13 protein-coding genes are annotated in these 15709 nt (G+C 42.0%); 10 read left to right on the forward strand and 3 right to left on the reverse strand.

Annotated elements, in window-relative coordinates; all coding sequences use genetic code 11:
• Positions 1–26: 26 nt before the first annotated feature.
• Positions 27–1235: an MFS transporter gene (locus BMX50_RS00670; RefSeq protein WP_091206225.1), complete on the reverse strand. Its 1209-nt coding sequence runs from the start codon at positions 1233–1235 to the stop codon at positions 27–29.
• Positions 1236–1312: 77 nt separating this feature from the next.
• The gene (locus BMX50_RS00675) at positions 1313–1588 is read right to left on the reverse strand and encodes an ArsR/SmtB family transcription factor (protein ID WP_091206228.1); all 276 of its coding nucleotides are present in this window, start codon (positions 1586–1588) and stop codon (positions 1313–1315) included.
• Between the two features lie 232 nt (positions 1589–1820).
• Between BMX50_RS00675 and BMX50_RS00680 the strand changes: the two genes are divergently transcribed.
• Positions 1821–2129 carry a hypothetical protein gene (locus BMX50_RS00680; protein WP_091206230.1) on the forward strand — a complete coding sequence of 103 codons (309 nt, stop codon included), beginning with the start codon at positions 1821–1823 and terminating at the stop codon, positions 2127–2129.
• A 9-nt stretch (positions 2130–2138) separates the two neighbouring features.
• Here BMX50_RS00680 and BMX50_RS00685 read toward each other — a convergent pair whose 3' ends face one another.
• Complete coding sequence (locus tag BMX50_RS00685; protein ID WP_090525447.1) at positions 2139–2612, reverse strand: Lrp/AsnC family transcriptional regulator; 474 nt, start codon at positions 2610–2612, stop codon at positions 2139–2141.
• A 148-nt stretch (positions 2613–2760) separates the two neighbouring features.
• Between BMX50_RS00685 and BMX50_RS00690 the strand changes: the two genes are divergently transcribed.
• The 9 genes from BMX50_RS00690 to BMX50_RS00730 all read left to right on the forward strand — a co-directional run bounded on the left by BMX50_RS00690 (position 2761) and on the right by BMX50_RS00730 (position 15701).
• Positions 2761–3756, forward strand: coding sequence for an NAD-dependent epimerase/dehydratase family protein (locus BMX50_RS00690; RefSeq protein ID WP_091206234.1), 996 nt, complete (start codon positions 2761–2763; stop codon positions 3754–3756).
• A gap of 11 nt (positions 3757–3767) precedes the next feature.
• A complete protein-coding gene (locus BMX50_RS00695) occupies positions 3768–4625 on the forward strand; it encodes a sigma-70 family RNA polymerase sigma factor (protein ID WP_091206237.1) in 858 nt (285 codons plus the stop codon).
• A 235-nt stretch (positions 4626–4860) separates the two neighbouring features.
• A complete protein-coding gene (locus BMX50_RS00700; RefSeq protein WP_208864616.1) occupies positions 4861–6717 on the forward strand; it encodes a glycoside hydrolase family 35 protein in 1857 nt (618 codons plus the stop codon).
• 310 nt (positions 6718–7027) lie between these two features.
• Positions 7028–9397: a response regulator gene (locus BMX50_RS00705; RefSeq protein WP_091206243.1), complete on the forward strand. Its 2370-nt coding sequence runs from the start codon at positions 7028–7030 to the stop codon at positions 9395–9397.
• Between the two features lie 98 nt (positions 9398–9495).
• Positions 9496–11877: a TonB-dependent receptor gene (locus BMX50_RS00710; RefSeq protein ID WP_091206245.1), complete on the forward strand. Its 2382-nt coding sequence runs from the start codon at positions 9496–9498 to the stop codon at positions 11875–11877.
• Positions 11878–11881: 4 nt separating this feature from the next.
• Positions 11882–12487: an RNA polymerase sigma-70 factor gene (locus BMX50_RS00715; RefSeq protein ID WP_091206248.1), complete on the forward strand. Its 606-nt coding sequence runs from the start codon at positions 11882–11884 to the stop codon at positions 12485–12487.
• 1 nt (position 12488) lies between these two features.
• Complete coding sequence (locus BMX50_RS00720; protein WP_091206252.1) at positions 12489–13451, forward strand: FecR family protein; 963 nt, start codon at positions 12489–12491, stop codon at positions 13449–13451.
• On the forward strand, positions 13451–15187 hold the full coding sequence (locus BMX50_RS00725; RefSeq protein WP_091206255.1) for a carboxypeptidase-like regulatory domain-containing protein: 1737 nt from the start codon (positions 13451–13453) through the stop codon (positions 15185–15187). The genes BMX50_RS00720 and BMX50_RS00725 overlap by 1 nt, the downstream gene beginning before the upstream one ends.
• A 43-nt stretch (positions 15188–15230) precedes the next feature.
• Positions 15231–15701 (forward strand): RidA family protein, encoded by a 471-nt coding sequence (locus BMX50_RS00730; RefSeq protein ID WP_091206258.1) that lies wholly within the window; start codon positions 15231–15233, stop codon positions 15699–15701.
• Positions 15702–15709 lie beyond the last annotated feature (8 nt).

Genomic DNA, 15709 nt, shown 5'->3' on the forward strand with positions numbered 1-15709 from the left:
CCTTAGTTCGCTATTGAGCTGATCGATTATTCGCAAACAGCCATTTGTACAGCTTCGGGTTTCGGTATTTCCTCAATATTTTTCGATACAGTTTTCTCTGAAGTATTTGCTTTAATAAAGCTCATGCCAAATGCAAGTAAAAGCAACGGTACCGACATCCAGATTACCTGTTGAATACCGTAATGGGCAATCACAAAGCCACCAAGTAAAGTGCCCAGTGTGATGCCTGCATTAAAAAAGGAGGGAAGCAGGCTGTTTACAAAGTCAAGTGCAGGCTCTTCGATACCGTGTGTAAGCTGTATGTTGGCAGCCAAAAATCCCCCGGTGTGTATAAACCCCCAAACCGAAAGAATAATAACCATCGGAATAAAATGCCCGCCGAACTGATAAGCCAATATATGGGTTGCAATCAATGAAAGTAAAAATAGGCGTGTGGTAAGTGTTACATTCTTGCTAAGCGCAATACCCATTAACCAGTTACCGGCAATGCCTGTACCGCCAAATACCAGCAGCATGATACTGATTTGAGCCCCGCTCATGTGCGATACTTTATCAAGGTATTCGGCAAGATATCCGTAAGTGGCAAACATACCCGCCAATATGATGGTTGAAGCCAGTAGTTTGACCCATAAATGGACATTGCGAAGCAGTTTTATTTGACTTTTAGGGCTGGCCAATTCTTCATTAACCGGCATTGATGGTGAAAAAAGCGCCAACGCACCAAAAGCCAGTAAGTTTACGATAGCTGATACAACAAATGATATCCTCCAACTAAAAAGATCGGCCATGTAGGTGGTTAAAGGTACGCCAAGTACGGTTGCTACACTTAATCCTGCCATAACTATAGAAATGGCTTTCGGCGCATCTTTAGGTCCCGCCTGTTTGGCGGCTGCAGTCATAGACACAGCCCAGAATACCGGGTGTAAAAATGCCGGTAATATGCGGGCTATCATCAACACGGTAAAGTTTGGCGCAACTGCCGATAATAAATTGGAAATCACAAATATTCCCAATACCAGGCACATTACAAATTTGCGGTTAAGGCGGGCGGTGAGCATATTAGTAAACGGCCCGGCAAGCGCCACTGTTAATGCAAAGGCACTAAGCAGCCATCCTGCTGTATCAATTGAAATATGAAACTCTTTTACAAGGTCGGGGAGGATGCCTATAACCCCAAACTCGGTAGTGATTATACCGAATGCGCCCAGCGCCATAATGTAGATTGATTTATTCATGAGTAGATGTATTTGAATATTTAAATGTTTCGATGTTTCGTGTCCTGAAAACTAAATTTTATTGATAAAAACTAATTTTAACTTTTTAAATCGTTCAACGAAGCGATGTACTCGTCAAGTACTTCCTGGTTTAGCACGTATTTGAGGTTCCGGCCTTCCTTTTGCGGTAACAACAAATCTGCATCAACTAATTGTTTAAGGTGATGTGAAACAGAAGGCTGGGTAAGGTCAAGAAGATCGTTCACCTCGGCACAATACAAACAATCCTTCCTCTTTTTAAACTGTTGTAAAATAGCTATCCGGTTTGTGTCACTTAGCGCCCTGGATATTTTTTCTATTTTTTTATTGTCCATTATCTTTTACTTCAGATGATATTTAATCAACATTGGTGATGCAAAGGTAGGATAATATTAATATATAGAAATATTTCTATGTATTTAAAACATAAAAATGACAATCCTGAAGCTGGTATAGTTGCCGGTTAAACGAAAACATTTGGTGATGCTTAAAATTTGTCACAAATGCCCCTGCTGCTTGGCGCGTTTGCCTGTTTAATGCAGATGGTATTTAACGTAGCTTCATGATATGAAAGTAGTAAGAGTACAATATACCACACGGCCCGAGTTTGCTGCAATCAATCAACGCAACATAGCCGCCATTGTTGAAGAGTTGAAAACCTTAAATCATCCCGGCATAAAGTACACCGCATGGCTATTGCCCGACGGTAAAACATTTATGCATTTCGATCAGTTGGAAAATGAGGAAGCTCACCTGGTGCTACAGGGATTGGCTTCCTTTCATAAATTCGCCACCGAACTTGAAGCCAGTGATTTAGAGGTTGAACCTAAGCTTGAACTGCTTGAGCTGATTGCCTCAACAGAATCTTATTTTTGACGATTTGAACTACTGCTTCCCGATAGGTAATGCCGTTTCTGTTTTTGCCGCTTTCATTACCAGCTTGGTTTCTACCTTGCCAATAGCGACTACCGCGAAAAGCCGGTTCATCAAAAAGTCATAGTATTCTTTGCGGTCTTTTACAGTCACCTTAAGGATAAAGTCAAAATCGCCCGTAAGGTGATAGCATTCCAAAACCTCGGGTAGTTTAATGATCTCGCTTTCAAAGTGGCTCAGGCTGTGCTGGCTATGGTCTTTTAATTGCACGTGTGTAAAAGTCATGAAATCAAGCTCCAGTTTTTCATGGTCAAGTACCGCAACGTATTTTTTAATATACCCCCGTTCCTGTAAGGAGCGGATGCGGTTATTGATAGGTGTAGTGGTTTTGTTGAGCTTAAGGCCTATTTCCTGGCCGGTAAGGCGGGCATTTTCCTGCAAAAGCTGGAGTATGCGAATATCGGTTTCGTCGAGTTGGTTGAGCATAGGAGTTATAAAAACTAAAATGGAAGCTTTAAATATTTATCAAAAGTTTTACAAACTGTTTTTTAATGTAAAAATAGTTCTAAAAACCAAATTTTAAGTACTCTATGGATTATGAGTTTGTGAATATACAATTTTACATCATAATACTATGGAACATCACAAAAATCAACCATCAACTGTAATCCTCGTTACCGGCGCCCGTGGGCAGATTGGCACGGAGCTCGTTGCCGCTTTAAGAAAGGTTTACGGCCGGAAACAAGTAATCGCTACCGACCTGCATGATGCCGCAGCAATACCGGATCAGCAGCGACCATATCATCAGTTAAATGTATTGGATAAAGATGACCTGGAAAGCCTGGTTGTTACTTATGGCGTAACCCAAATTTATCATTTGGCGGCTACTTTATCTGCCAAAGGAGAAGAAGCACCACTTAAAGCATGGCACCTGAATATGCAAAGCCTGCTTAATATATTGGAAGTAGCTAAAGATCATAAATTGGATAAAGTGTTTTGGCCAAGCAGTATTGCCGTATTTGGCCCGTCAACAGCCCGTAAAATAAGTCCGCAGGATGCGTTGCTCGACCCTCAAACAGTTTACGGGATCAGCAAAGAAGCTGGCGAACAATGGTGTGCTTATTACAGGGAGCATTACGGGCTGGACGTACGCAGCCTGCGGTATCCCGGGTTGATCAGTTATAGCGCTCCGGCTGGTGGTGGTACTACTGATTATGCTGTGGCTATATTCCACGAAGCTTTACAAAACGGTTCTTACGAATGTTATCTGAACCCGGATACTGCATTGCCTATGATGTATATGGATGATGCGGTAAGGGCTACACTCGAATTGATGAACGCACCAAAAGAAGCCCTCAAAGAGCGCGGTGCTTATAATATAGGTGCATTAAGTTTTACCCCTGCCGAACTTGCAATAGCGTTGAAAATGCATATCCCCGACTTTACCATCAGCTATAATGCAGACAAGCGCCAGTCCATCGCAAATTCATGGCCGGCCGGCGTTGATGATGCCGTAGCAAGGCATGACTGGAACTGGCAGCCAGAATACGATTTGACAGCAATGACCAAAGACATGTTTGATCACCTGGAGCCGGTTTATAAAAACAGCAATGCAGCAACTATGAGTTAAACGAAGGCCTAATGAGAGACCTGAATATTACCCAATCAATCACCGCAAGGGATGCTGCGTCGCTGGAGAAATATTTTAGCGAGATTGCCCGTGAACCAACTATTAATGCGGAAGAAGAAGTTTTGCTGGCCGGAAAGATCCGGCAGGGAGACCTATCGGCTTTGCATAAGTTGGTAAAGGCTAATCTGCGGTTTGTGGTATCGGTCGCAAAAAAATATCAGCATCAGGGCATGCCCATGGGCGATTTGATAAGCGAAGGTAATTTAGGCTTACTTGAAGCGGCGAAGCGTTTTGATGAAACCCGCGGTTTCAAGTTTATATCGTATGCTGTTTGGTGGATCAGGCAGCGCATTATGGAAGCACTCCTTGATAAAACACGCATGATCCGGCTGCCTGCCAACCAGGTAGATATGATTGTTCACGTTAACAGGGCAACAGGTGTTTTGGAGCAACAGCTCGAACGGCTGCCTGTTCAGGATGAGATAGCTGCATTTTTGGAAACTGCTGAGTGGAAGGTAAAAGAGGCGCTGTATGTAGCTCCTTTTACGCATTCGTATGATAAAGCAGATTCGGCCAGCGATGACGGTTATAGTTTGCTTGATCGTTTACAGGTTGATGAACCGGGAGCTGAAGGCTTTTTGGAGACATCACAACTTAAACAACAACTTGATGATTTACTTGCCAGGTTGAATGGTGCCGAACGGTCGGTTATATTTTATCATTATGGCCTGGACGGGCACAGTGAACTTTCTGCCCCCGAAATTGGTAACCGGCTTGGGGTTAGCGCAGAAAGGGTGAGGCAACTAAGGAACCGCGCAATCACCAAGCTTCAGGAAAACGCCCGGCTTCAAAAGTTTGAAATCTATTAGTATTCAGAACTTTACTGTGGCTTTCTTATCGACCAACCTCATCTGTTTAATTGGGGATTCAAATCCTGCAGTAACTGCATCTAATTACAGCTTTTTTGTTTGGCAAACGTTTGCGTTAAATTAAGATCGCCGGAAATTAGGCATTCCTATTTAAGCTTTATAATTTAGGGGCTCGTAAACATAGCGGTCGGTATAATTATACATGATCTATCATGAGTCAACTCTACAAATGCAAATGAAAAAAGCACTTCTCTCTTTATTCCTTTTAATCCTCATTATTTCACAGGCTTTTAGCCAGGCAAAACACACTTTTAAAATTGCCGATGGTAATTTTATTTACGATGGAAAACCAATCCAGATCCACTCCGGCGAAATGCATTTTGCAAGGATCCCAAAGGCTTACTGGAAACAGCGCCTGCAGATGCTTCGCGCAATGGGCATGAATGCCGTTGCAACCTACGTTTTCTGGAACCATCATGAAGTTAGTCCGGGTGTTTGGGATTTTAAAACTGATAACCGCGATATTCGCGAGTTTATAAAAACAGCACAGCAGGAGGGCCTGATGGTGATATTAAGACCGGGGCCTTATGCCTGTGCCGAATGGGAATTTGGGGGATATCCTTGGTGGCTGCAAAATGACAAACAACTGGTTATCCGCAGCAAAAATGATCGCTTTCTGGATTCTTGCAAAACGTACATTAACCAGTTAATGAGCCAGGTTAAAGACCTGCAAATAACTCACGGAGGGCCTATAATCATGGTTCAGGCCGAAAATGAATTTGGATCATATGTGGCGCAGCGCAAGGACGTGCCGCTTGCCGATCATAAAATCTATAGTGCCGCTATAAAAGATTTACTTTTAAAAGCCGGTGTTGACGTACCTCTGTTTACTTCAGATGGTGACTGGCTGTTTCAAGGCGGCGTAATTCAAGGCGCATTGCCAACAGCTAACGGAGAAGGGGATACCAAAAACCTGAAGAAGCTTATTAATCAATATAACGATGGAAAAGGCCCATACATGGTGGCCGAATATTATCCAGGCTGGCTTGACCACTGGGGTGAGAAGTTTGAGAAAGTGTCAGAGACTTCAGTAATTAAAGACCTGGAGAAATACCTGAAAGATACTGTGTCATTTAATGTTTACATGGCACATGGCGGTACCAATTTTGGTTTTACAAGCGGTGCCAATTATAGCAAAGAGCATCAGATTCAACCGGATATTACCAGTTACGATTACGATGCCCCAATCAGTGAAGCCGGATGGGTTACACCTAAATTTACGGCTATCCGTAACCTGATGAAGAAATATGCGGCTTATTCAATTCCTGAAGTGCCTGCATCAATCCCTGTGATCCAGATCCCTGCTATTAAACTTACTAAAACTGCCGATTTGCTGGAATTTGCAAAAAATCAGCAAGCCGTAGAAAGCGATACCCCGCAAACATTCGAAACGCTTAACCAGGGGCACGGCTATGTATTATACAGCCGCAAGTTTACACAACCCATTAGTGGTACTTTAAATCTGGAAGGATTAAGAGATTATGCAACGATTTATGTAAACGGTGAAAGAGTTGGCGAGGTTAACAGGCAAGGCAATAAATTTACATGCCCGATAAATATTCCATTTAATGCCCGTTTGGATATCTTGGTTGAAAATCTTGGCCGCATCAATTACGGTGGCGAAATCATTCACAACCTAAAAGGTATTATCAGCCCGGTAAAAATTGATGATCATGAAATTACCGGTAACTGGCAAATGTACAAGCTGCCTATGGATAAGGTTCCGGCACTTACGACAGGAACAACAAATACAACCGGTAACCCGACACTTTACCAGGGAACATTTGACCTCAGCAAACTGGGTGATACCTTCCTGGATATGAAAAACTGGGGTAAAGGTATTGTATTTGTAAACGGTATTAACATCGGCCGCTATTGGAAGATTGGTCCGCAACAAACATTATACCTGCCGGGCTGCTGGCTTAAAAAAGGAGCAAATAGTATCGTTGTACTTGATCAATTAAATGATACTAAACAAACAGAGATTAATACCGTAACTGTGCCTGTATTAGATGGCCCGGTAATCAAATAATATTCATTTAATTAATTGAATGCGATTAAAGGCGGCAGGAAAATCATTCTGCCGCCTTTTTTGTAATTGCTAATCAAGATAATTTAGGGTTGACTTTAACTATTACTACTTATACCCGATTGTAAATTTAACCTATTGTTTATATCAATCGATATGCAATAATAATAGTTCAAAATATTCGTATGGGTTGTTATATTCACACTTTATTATGAAAATCCCTAAGCCGGTTATGGAAAATTAAGCGTATTCCCTAATCTAAAACGAAACAAATTTATTGGCTTTTGATTTTCATAATAAAGGCCGTAAGTCAATGAGGATCAGCAGAGTTCTATATATCGCGTTTGTTTTATTGATCGGAACCGTTGCACGGGTATCTGCACAAACTAATTATGTAGCAGCGGTTCACGGTATATTAGATCTGCGCAGCAAACCTATCAACGATAAAATTGAGCTTACCGGGAATTGGTTGTTTTATTGGAACCAGTTGCTAAGCCCCAGTGATACGGATGTTATTAAAGACAGGCTGCTGGTTGAGTTTCCTTTTAAATGGAACGGCTATACCTGGAGAGGGAAAAAATTACCTGCGTTTGGTTATGGAACCTATAGGCTTAAAGTTTTACTGCCTCAAAAGCATGGTGTTTTAAAATTGGCGATGCCAGATGTTTACAGCGCCTACAGGCTTTATATTAACAGTAAATTATCGTCATCAAACGGAAAGGTTACCACTTCCGAAAAGGGTTTTGAAGCGCATTGGGAGTATCATGCTATCGACTTGCCCAATAGTGATACTATTAATATAACATTGCAAATTTCCAATTTCATACACAGTAAAGGTGGTATCGGCAAGCCCATATTCATAGGCCCCGCAGATAGAATTGATCTTGCCAGGCATAGGGCAGAGGGTATTGACCTGATGCTGACGGGCTGTTTAATGATGGGAGGGTTATTTTTTCTTGGTTTGTATTTGTTGGGCAGCCGGGATAAAGCCATTTTACTTTTTGCCCTCTTCTCAATGGTTTATAGTTACCGGATCATCGGTACGGATAATTATGTACTGCATACTTTATTGCCTGATATTAACTGGTACATAACGGCAAGACTGGAATATATGAGCTTATTTTTAGGAATAGGTTTGTTTGGCCTTTACACATTATACTTATACCCTGCAGATGTAAACAGCCGGGTAGTTAATGTCATTAATGGTATAAGCTTTTCATTTACCTTAATGACATTGTTCAGCCCTGCTTTGATTTTTACTCAGTTGGTAAACCCCTTTTTAGTGGTGATGCTTTTTTGCCTCGTTTATATTCCTTACGTGTACTCAAAAGCATGGCGCAACAACCGGCCGGGGTCTGTTTATGCTTTGATGAGCGCATTTGCTTTAATGTCGGTATTTGGTATTTCTCTTTTTCACTACTGGGCGTTAATACCTCCTTTGCAGTTGGTTAGTTTTTTTGGTTATATCGCATTTTTCTTTTTGCAATCGCTTGTTCTGGCGCATAGGGTATCATTTGTGTTGAAAAAGGCAAAGGCCGAAGCTGAGCAGGGGTTAAAGGTTAAAAGCGAATTTCTAAGTACGATGAGCCATGAGATTCGAACACCACTAAATTCGGTAATAGGCATGAGCCATCTGCTGCTCAGGAACGAGCCGCGAAAAGATCAAATCGAACATCTGGATGTCATGCTTTTTTCGGCTAATAACCTTTTGGCGATAGTGAACGATGTGCTTGATTATAACAAAATAGAGGCAGGTAAAATTACCTTCGAACACATAGAGATGGATCTGGCTGCTATTGCACGTAATGTGGTAGGCGGTTTACAAACAGCAGCTCATGATAAGGGTATTGCACTGAGGCTTGATTTTGATAAAAAACTGAAGCACAAACTGCTTGGCGACCCCACCCGGTTATCGCAGGTGATTAGCAATCTTGTTCATAACGCCATCAAATTTACTCCAAGCGGCGAGGTGGTATTAGGGATGGAGGTGAAGGAGCAAACCGATACGACTGCTACGTTAATGGTGTTTGTGAAAGATACAGGTATCGGTATCCCCCGTGGCAAACAGAAATTAATATTTGAACGCTTTACCCAGGCCGATTCATCTATATCAAGAAGTTTTGGGGGAACAGGCTTAGGTCTTGCCATCAGCAAAAAAATATTGGAATTACAGGATTCGTCTTTGCAATTGATTAGTGAGGAAGGAGTGGGGTCGATATTTTACTTTATTCAAACCTTTGAAAAAGGCGACGATATACCCGAAGCAGTTAATGTTAACGTTAAGCAAGATGCGGCGGATAAGCTTCTTGACGGAATCTCTATTTTGCTGGTTGATGATAACCCCATGAATGTGCTGGTAGCCCAAACTTATCTAAAGCGCTGGGGCGCCACTACCGATGTAGCAACCAACGGTCAGGAAGCACTTGACAAGTTGGATACATCAAAGCATCGTTTGGTGTTGATGGATTTACAAATGCCTGTTATGGATGGCTATGAGTCCACAAAAAAAATGAGATTGAACGGAGTAAATATCCCTATTATAGCGCTCACCGCCAATCTTCCTAAGGACGTGGAAGACGAAGCTTATAATACAGGCTTTGACGACATCGTAATGAAGCCATTTTTACCCGACGAATTGCATAGCAAGGTGCTGCACTACGTTTTTAAGCAGGAGCACGCCTGAAAAAATCTTAAGTGTCTTAATTTGACATCTGAATAAAAATTTAATTTGCTCATAGGGGTAAAATAATCCTGGCGTGTTTCAGGGGAAATTTTACTTAAATGAACAAGTTATCCTCCTTATTACTTTTATTTATTTTACTGGTCAAGGGCTATAAAGTCACGGCCCAGGTCAAACCCGGCGGAGCAACTTTTACCCAAACCATAAAAGGTACAGTTGTTGAAAAAAGCTCAAAGCTGACCATGCCGGGTGTAACCGTGAAAGTTGTTTCTATACAACCCGAAAGAGCAGGCATTACCGATGCAAATGGTGTTTTTCATATCACTCAGGTACCTATCGGCAGGCAGATAGTTGAAATCAGTTACGCGGGTTACAATAAAGTGGTATTATCAGATGTGCTGGTAACAACCGGTAAAGAAATTGAACTGAACGTGGAGCTGGAAACGGCCAACACTCAGCTTAGCGAAGTAGTTGTAAGCGCCACATCCAACAAACGCCCTATTAATTCAATGGCGATGGCCAGCGGCAGGTCATTCTCGCCCGAAGAAACTAACCGTTATGCCGGTGCCCTTTTTGATCCGGCGCGTATGGCGCAGGGCTTTGCAGGCGTGGTAGCAGGCGGCGATAATAACGAGATTATTGTGCGCGGCAATTCGCCCAAAAGTTTGCAATGGCGTTTGGAGGGTATAGAGATCATCAGCCCTAACCATTTTAATAATGAAGGCTCGGCAGGTGGTGGGGTGAGTATGCTTAATTCAACCGTGATTGGTACATCTGATTTTTATACAGGTGCGCTTGCTGCCGAATATAACAACGCCACAGCAGGTGTTTTTGACCTGCGTTTCAGAAAAGGCAATACAGATAAACGCGAATATACTTTTACTGCCGGTGTGCTTGGACTTGGCGCAACCATGGAAGGGCCGTTTGTTAAGGGAGGAAATGCCTCTTATTTAGTCAGCTATCGCTATTCCACACTTGGTTTGCTTAAAGCTGTAGGTGTTGATGTATCTGATTCAGGTATCCCGCAATACCAGGATTTATCTTTTAATCTTGTTTTCCCGACAAAAAGCATGGGTACGTTCTCTGTATTTGGCGTAGGCGGTGCGGGTAATGTAAATACCGATGCTAAACGTGATACTACCAAATGGGACGAAAGAATGGATTCGTACGATCTTCGTTATAATTATAAAGCCGGAAGTGTTGGCCTGAAGAATATCTACATCGCCAATAACAAGCTTAACTTCAGTAACATCATATCTTTCTCAGGCAGTCGTAATGCATCCAAGGTAGATAGTCTCACATCTAAATTTGAGCCGAGTTTATTGCAGAAAAATCATTATGATAATACAGCTGTCCGCTATGCCGGTATTGTAAACTATCGCTCCGGCGAAAATAATAACATTCGGGCTGGTTTAAACGCCGGTTTTCTCACTTATAATTTATATGACCTGGAATACCAATATGATACACGGCAACTTAAGGAACTTTTAAACCAGAAAGGCAGCGTAGCAACTTTTGATGGTTTCATTCAAAACAAGCATGATTTTGGTAATAAGCTGAGTTTAAACACCGGCATCCATGTCAACTATTTTGATCTGAGCAAAACCTGGAGCTACGAACCAAGAGCCGGTTTAAACTGGTATGTTACATCTGATCAGGAAATATCTTTAGCGGCTGGTGCTTACAGCAGGCTCGAACCACTGTCTTTTTATTTTGCCAAAAGTGCCGAGTCTAATGATGCGGTAAGCACCAAGCTTTCGCCAACCAAATCAGCACAGTTGGTGCTAGGTTATGAGAAGTTATTTTCCGGTCACCTGAAATTTAAAACGGAGGCATACTATCAGCATTTGTATGATGTGCCCGTATCCAGCGATCCTGCTAATAATTTCTCGGTGCTTAATGTATCAGATAACTCTGCCATCAGCGGTACCGACTATCATTCGTTAGTGAACAAGGGAACCGGCAAAAACTATGGCATTGAGTTTTCTGTAGAGCGGTCGTTAAATAAAGGGTATTATTTTATGATCACCTCCTCTGTGTTCAATTCAAAATACAAAGCCCTGAGCGGGCAGGAATTTAATACCACATTTAACACCCAGTATGTAACTAACCTGGTAGCGGGGAAGGAATGGGCCACCGGGCCTAATCATAAAAACCTGTTCGGTTTAAACGGAAAGGTTATTTATGCAGGTGGCAGGAGGTATACACCTATTTTAGTTGATGAAACCTTTCAGCGTGATGAGCAGGTGATTGATCAGTCTAAAACCAACACATTAACTGCTGATCCCTATATTCGTGTCGATTTTTCGGCCAGCTACAGGATCAACAGCAAAAAAGTATCGCACTTTTTACTGCTCGATATCCAGAATCTGCTTAACAGGCGCAACAACACAGGTTTATTTTATAACCAGAGCAAGCGGATAATTGAGAAAAATAAATGGATAGGCATACTTCCAACTATTAATTACCGCATTGAGATTTAATTGAATGTTAACCCAAACAGATCATATTTTGGATTTAAATAGCGAACAACTGATCCCGCTGCTGCTCTCCGGTGATGAAGCAACCTTTGAACAGGTGTATAAGCACTTCATCAGGCCGCTGCACGTGTATGCTATCTCTATTTTAAGAGATGAAGATACCGCCAAAGGTATGGTACAAAATGTTTTCATGCGGCTGTGGGAACGTAAAGAGCGGCTGAACTTCAGCGGATCGATAAAGGCTTACCTGTATGGGGCCGTTTATAACGAATGCCTTAATAACCTCAGGCACCAAAAAGTAAAGGTTAACCACCAGCAACATGTACTGTATATGACGAAGGATAAAGTGGATGAAGGCACAGGCATGGAGTTGCTTGACCTTAAAGAAAAGTTACAGCAAGCATTGAATGACCTACCTGAAAAATGCCGTACTGTGTTTCAGATGAGCAGGTTTGAGGATTTGAAATACCAGGAAATTGCCGATGAATTGGGTATCTCCATAAAAACAGTAGAAAATCAGATGGGCAAGGCCCTGAAAACATTACGGCTCAAATTAGTTGATTACCTGCCGTTGATCATTTGGCTTATTAGCAGGGCTTTTAATATTATTTAAGATGATGGAAGATTTATTAACCAAATACATGCTGAATGAAACCACGCCGGTTGAGAATGAAACCATCAACCGCTGGCTCAGCGAAAGTGAAGACAACCGCAAGTATTTCGATCACTTTAAACTGATATGGGATACCAGTCGCGAGCTTAAGATAGAAAGCAAGATTGATCCCGATACCTCATGGGCCGAATTTAAGCAGCTGGCTCAAAACAGGACTGAAGTATCAGCTAAAGTGCGGCATTTAAACGCTGCAAACCGCTGGCTTAAAATTGCGGCTATGTGGCTTGTCATATTAGGAAGCGCGGGGATACTATATACAGTGCTTAAGCCCGGTAAGCCCAACGTGCTTACGCTGCAAAGCGGCAATATGGTACGCAAGGTTGCTTTAGCCGATGGCTCGCTTATCACCATGAATAAAAATTCGGTATTGAATTATCCCGACAGGTTTACCGGCGACACCAGGGAAATCTCGCTTAAAGGGGAAGCTTTTTTTGATGTAGCCCATGATAAATCAAAGCCATTTATGATCCATGTGAATGATGTGGTTGTAAAGGTGGTTGGTACATCGTTCAATATCAAAACCACTGGCCCCAATACCGAGGTTATTGTTGAAACCGGCGTGGTGCAGGTAATTCAACAGGAAATTGTAGTGAAGCTGAAACCGAAAGAGAAAGCATCGGTACAGGGCGGCCGTATGCAAAAAAGCAGCAGCCAGGATGAGTTGTATAATTATTATCGCACCCAGAAGTTTGTGGCCAATAAAACACCGCTGTGGCGACTGGTTGATGTGCTTAATGAAGCTTACCACGCAAATATTGTAATAGATAATAAAAAGCTGGCTAACAGAACCATAACAACCACATTTAAAGCGGATTCATTGGATCACATCCTGAAAACAATTGCAGAAACATTTGGAGATGTTAAAGTGATCAAAAAACCTCATCTCATCATAATTAAAAACTGATGGAAAAGAAACTAAACATATTATTTTATATCATGCTGGTGTTGGCGGGGTGCCTGCTAATTACCAATGCACTTGCGCAGGATAACTTGAACCGTACCGTAGCACTCAATGTTAAACAAAAAAAGATAGCCGACATCCTTAACATCATTGGCGAAAAGGGTAAGTTTTATTTTTCATACAGTAACGATGTTATTAAAACCGATAGTGTGGTGAGCATGGTAACATCGGGCCAAACTATCAAGAATTTACTCGATGAACTGTTTCATGGTAAGGTTGATTATAAAGAATCGCCGGGGTATATTATACTCCGGCCTACGCCGTACAGGTTAAGCCTTGTGCCCGATACTATAGCCGGTCCGGGCAATGTTTATTACATAAGCGGTTATGTGTACGATGATGTAACAGGTAAAAAACTTTACAATGCCAGTGTGTATGAAAGAAACTCCCTCGAATCTACCCTTACCGATCAAAATGGGCATTTTCAGCTTAAAATAAAAGCCAATGGCATGATCACGCTTAATGTAAGCAAGGAGCTTTATCGTGATACAAGCATTAATCTTTTAAACAACGTAAATGTATCTATAAAGCCGCGCGAGTATTATTACAGCGCAGATGCAGCCAACTCAAAATCAGACAGGAGCTGGCTGGGCAGGATGTTTCTTTCATCAGGGCAAAAAATACAGAACCTTAACCTGGGTGGGTATCTTTCAACTGTTCCGGTACAGGCTTCGCTTGTGCCAAGTTTGGGGAGCCACGGTATCATGAGCGGACAAATAGTCAATAACTTTTCTTTTAATCTTTTAGGGGGATATAACGGAGGCGTTAATGGTGTTGAGCTTGGCGGGCTATTTAATATCAACAAGCAGGATGTTAAATATGTTCAGGCTGCCGGGCTCTTCAATATTGTGGGAGGTAACAGTAAGGGGATTCAACTGGCTGCTGTAAGTAATAATGATCAAAAAAGCATGACGGGTATTCAGGCAGGCGGTTTATATAATATGGTAAAGGATAGCCTTAATGGTGTACAGCTGGCCGGGATCTTTAATCACGTAAGCGGCAATAGTAAAGGTTTTCAGGCTGCCGGTATTTACAACTACACCCGCAAAAATACCAAAGGCTTCAGCATTGCCGGGATAGCCAACGTTACCGGTAATGAAGCAAGCGGGATGCAGGTAGCCGGGATTTTTAATAAGGCCCGGGTTATAAAAGGCGCATCATTTGCATTGGTAAATATTGCAGATACGCTGGATGGTTATGGTATAGGTTTACTCAATATATCGCGTAATGGTTATGCTAAAATTGAAGTGTACAGTGATGAGGTCACCACAACAAATATTGCTTTCAAATCGGGTAATGCCAAGCTGTATTCTGTTGTTTCCGGAGGTGTTAATTTTACCGAGAAGCACGCTTTTTACAGCTATGGTTTTGGGTTGGGCCATGATTTTATTTTTAATAATAGCTTCTCCCTTTCTGCCGAAGGTTCAACACATGCATTGTTGGCCAAAGGATGGAAAAACCAAAATCAGATAAACCGGGTAAGCGCTTTGCTTAATTTCAGGGCCGGTTCAAAAGCGAGCTTTTTTGCAGGGCCATCGTTTAACGTTTACACCAATTATGGCGATCACCCCGGCGATAGCGATATTCAGCAGATCATAAAAAATAAACCGGGTTTGATTGATTGGGGAAATCGCACAAAAGGCTGGATTGGCTGGTCGGCAGGTATAACCATATTGTAAGTTTGCAGCAGGATGCTCAACTTTGTGCGATAAAAACTACCTTATGAAAAAAATCCTGTATCTCATTTTGTTCAGCGCTTCGTCGGCATGTTTTGCCCAGGAAGTAAATAAAGACGTAACTTTTTTAAATCCAGCTACAGTAGGTAAACCATTCGGCTACTCGCATGCGGTAATTGTTGATCTTGGCAAAAGTAAGATGGTGATCATGTCGGGCCAGGTTGGTTTGGATAAAGATGGCAAACTTGCCGGTAATGGCGACCTGGCCAATCAAACAGAACAAATCTTTACTAATATCAAGAATATAGTTGAAGCTGCAGGCGGCACTATGAATGATATCGTTGAGCTAAACTATTACCTTATGGATGCATCGCAGGTTCAGCTGGTTCGTGGTATCAGAGATAAGTTTGTGAATACCAAACAACCACCGGCAAGTACGTTGGTACAAGTGAGCAAACTTTTCAGGGATGATATTTTAATTGAGATAAAAGCGACTGCGATTATCAGAAAGAAGTAATATATATT

It is taken from the genome of Mucilaginibacter gossypiicola, assembly GCF_900110105.1.
Classification (GTDB): Bacteria; Bacteroidota; Bacteroidia; order Sphingobacteriales; family Sphingobacteriaceae; genus Mucilaginibacter; species Mucilaginibacter gossypiicola.

Excerpts from the sequence above, each read along its gene's own strand:
- BMX50_RS00670 (WP_091206225.1), bottom strand. The coding sequence starts at position 1,235 with ATGAATAAATCAATCTACATTATGGCGCTGGGCGCATTCGGTATAATC.
- BMX50_RS00675 (WP_091206228.1), bottom strand. The coding sequence starts at position 1,588 with ATGGACAATAAAAAAATAGAAAAAATATCCAGGGCGCTAAGTGACACA.
- BMX50_RS00680 (WP_091206230.1), top strand. The coding sequence starts at position 1,821 with ATGAAAGTAGTAAGAGTACAATATACCACACGGCCCGAGTTTGCTGCA.
- BMX50_RS00685 (WP_090525447.1), bottom strand. The coding sequence starts at position 2,612 with ATGCTCAACCAACTCGACGAAACCGATATTCGCATACTCCAGCTTTTG.
- BMX50_RS00690 (WP_091206234.1), top strand. The coding sequence starts at position 2,761 with ATGGAACATCACAAAAATCAACCATCAACTGTAATCCTCGTTACCGGC.
- BMX50_RS00695 (WP_091206237.1), top strand. The coding sequence starts at position 3,768 with ATGAGAGACCTGAATATTACCCAATCAATCACCGCAAGGGATGCTGCG.
- BMX50_RS00700 (WP_208864616.1), top strand. The coding sequence starts at position 4,861 with ATGAAAAAAGCACTTCTCTCTTTATTCCTTTTAATCCTCATTATTTCA.
- BMX50_RS00705 (WP_091206243.1), top strand. The coding sequence starts at position 7,028 with ATGAGGATCAGCAGAGTTCTATATATCGCGTTTGTTTTATTGATCGGA.
- BMX50_RS00710 (WP_091206245.1), top strand. The coding sequence starts at position 9,496 with ATGAACAAGTTATCCTCCTTATTACTTTTATTTATTTTACTGGTCAAG.
- BMX50_RS00715 (WP_091206248.1), top strand. The coding sequence starts at position 11,882 with ATGTTAACCCAAACAGATCATATTTTGGATTTAAATAGCGAACAACTG.
- BMX50_RS00720 (WP_091206252.1), top strand. The coding sequence starts at position 12,489 with ATGATGGAAGATTTATTAACCAAATACATGCTGAATGAAACCACGCCG.
- BMX50_RS00725 (WP_091206255.1), top strand. The coding sequence starts at position 13,451 with ATGGAAAAGAAACTAAACATATTATTTTATATCATGCTGGTGTTGGCG.
- BMX50_RS00730 (WP_091206258.1), top strand. The coding sequence starts at position 15,231 with ATGAAAAAAATCCTGTATCTCATTTTGTTCAGCGCTTCGTCGGCATGT.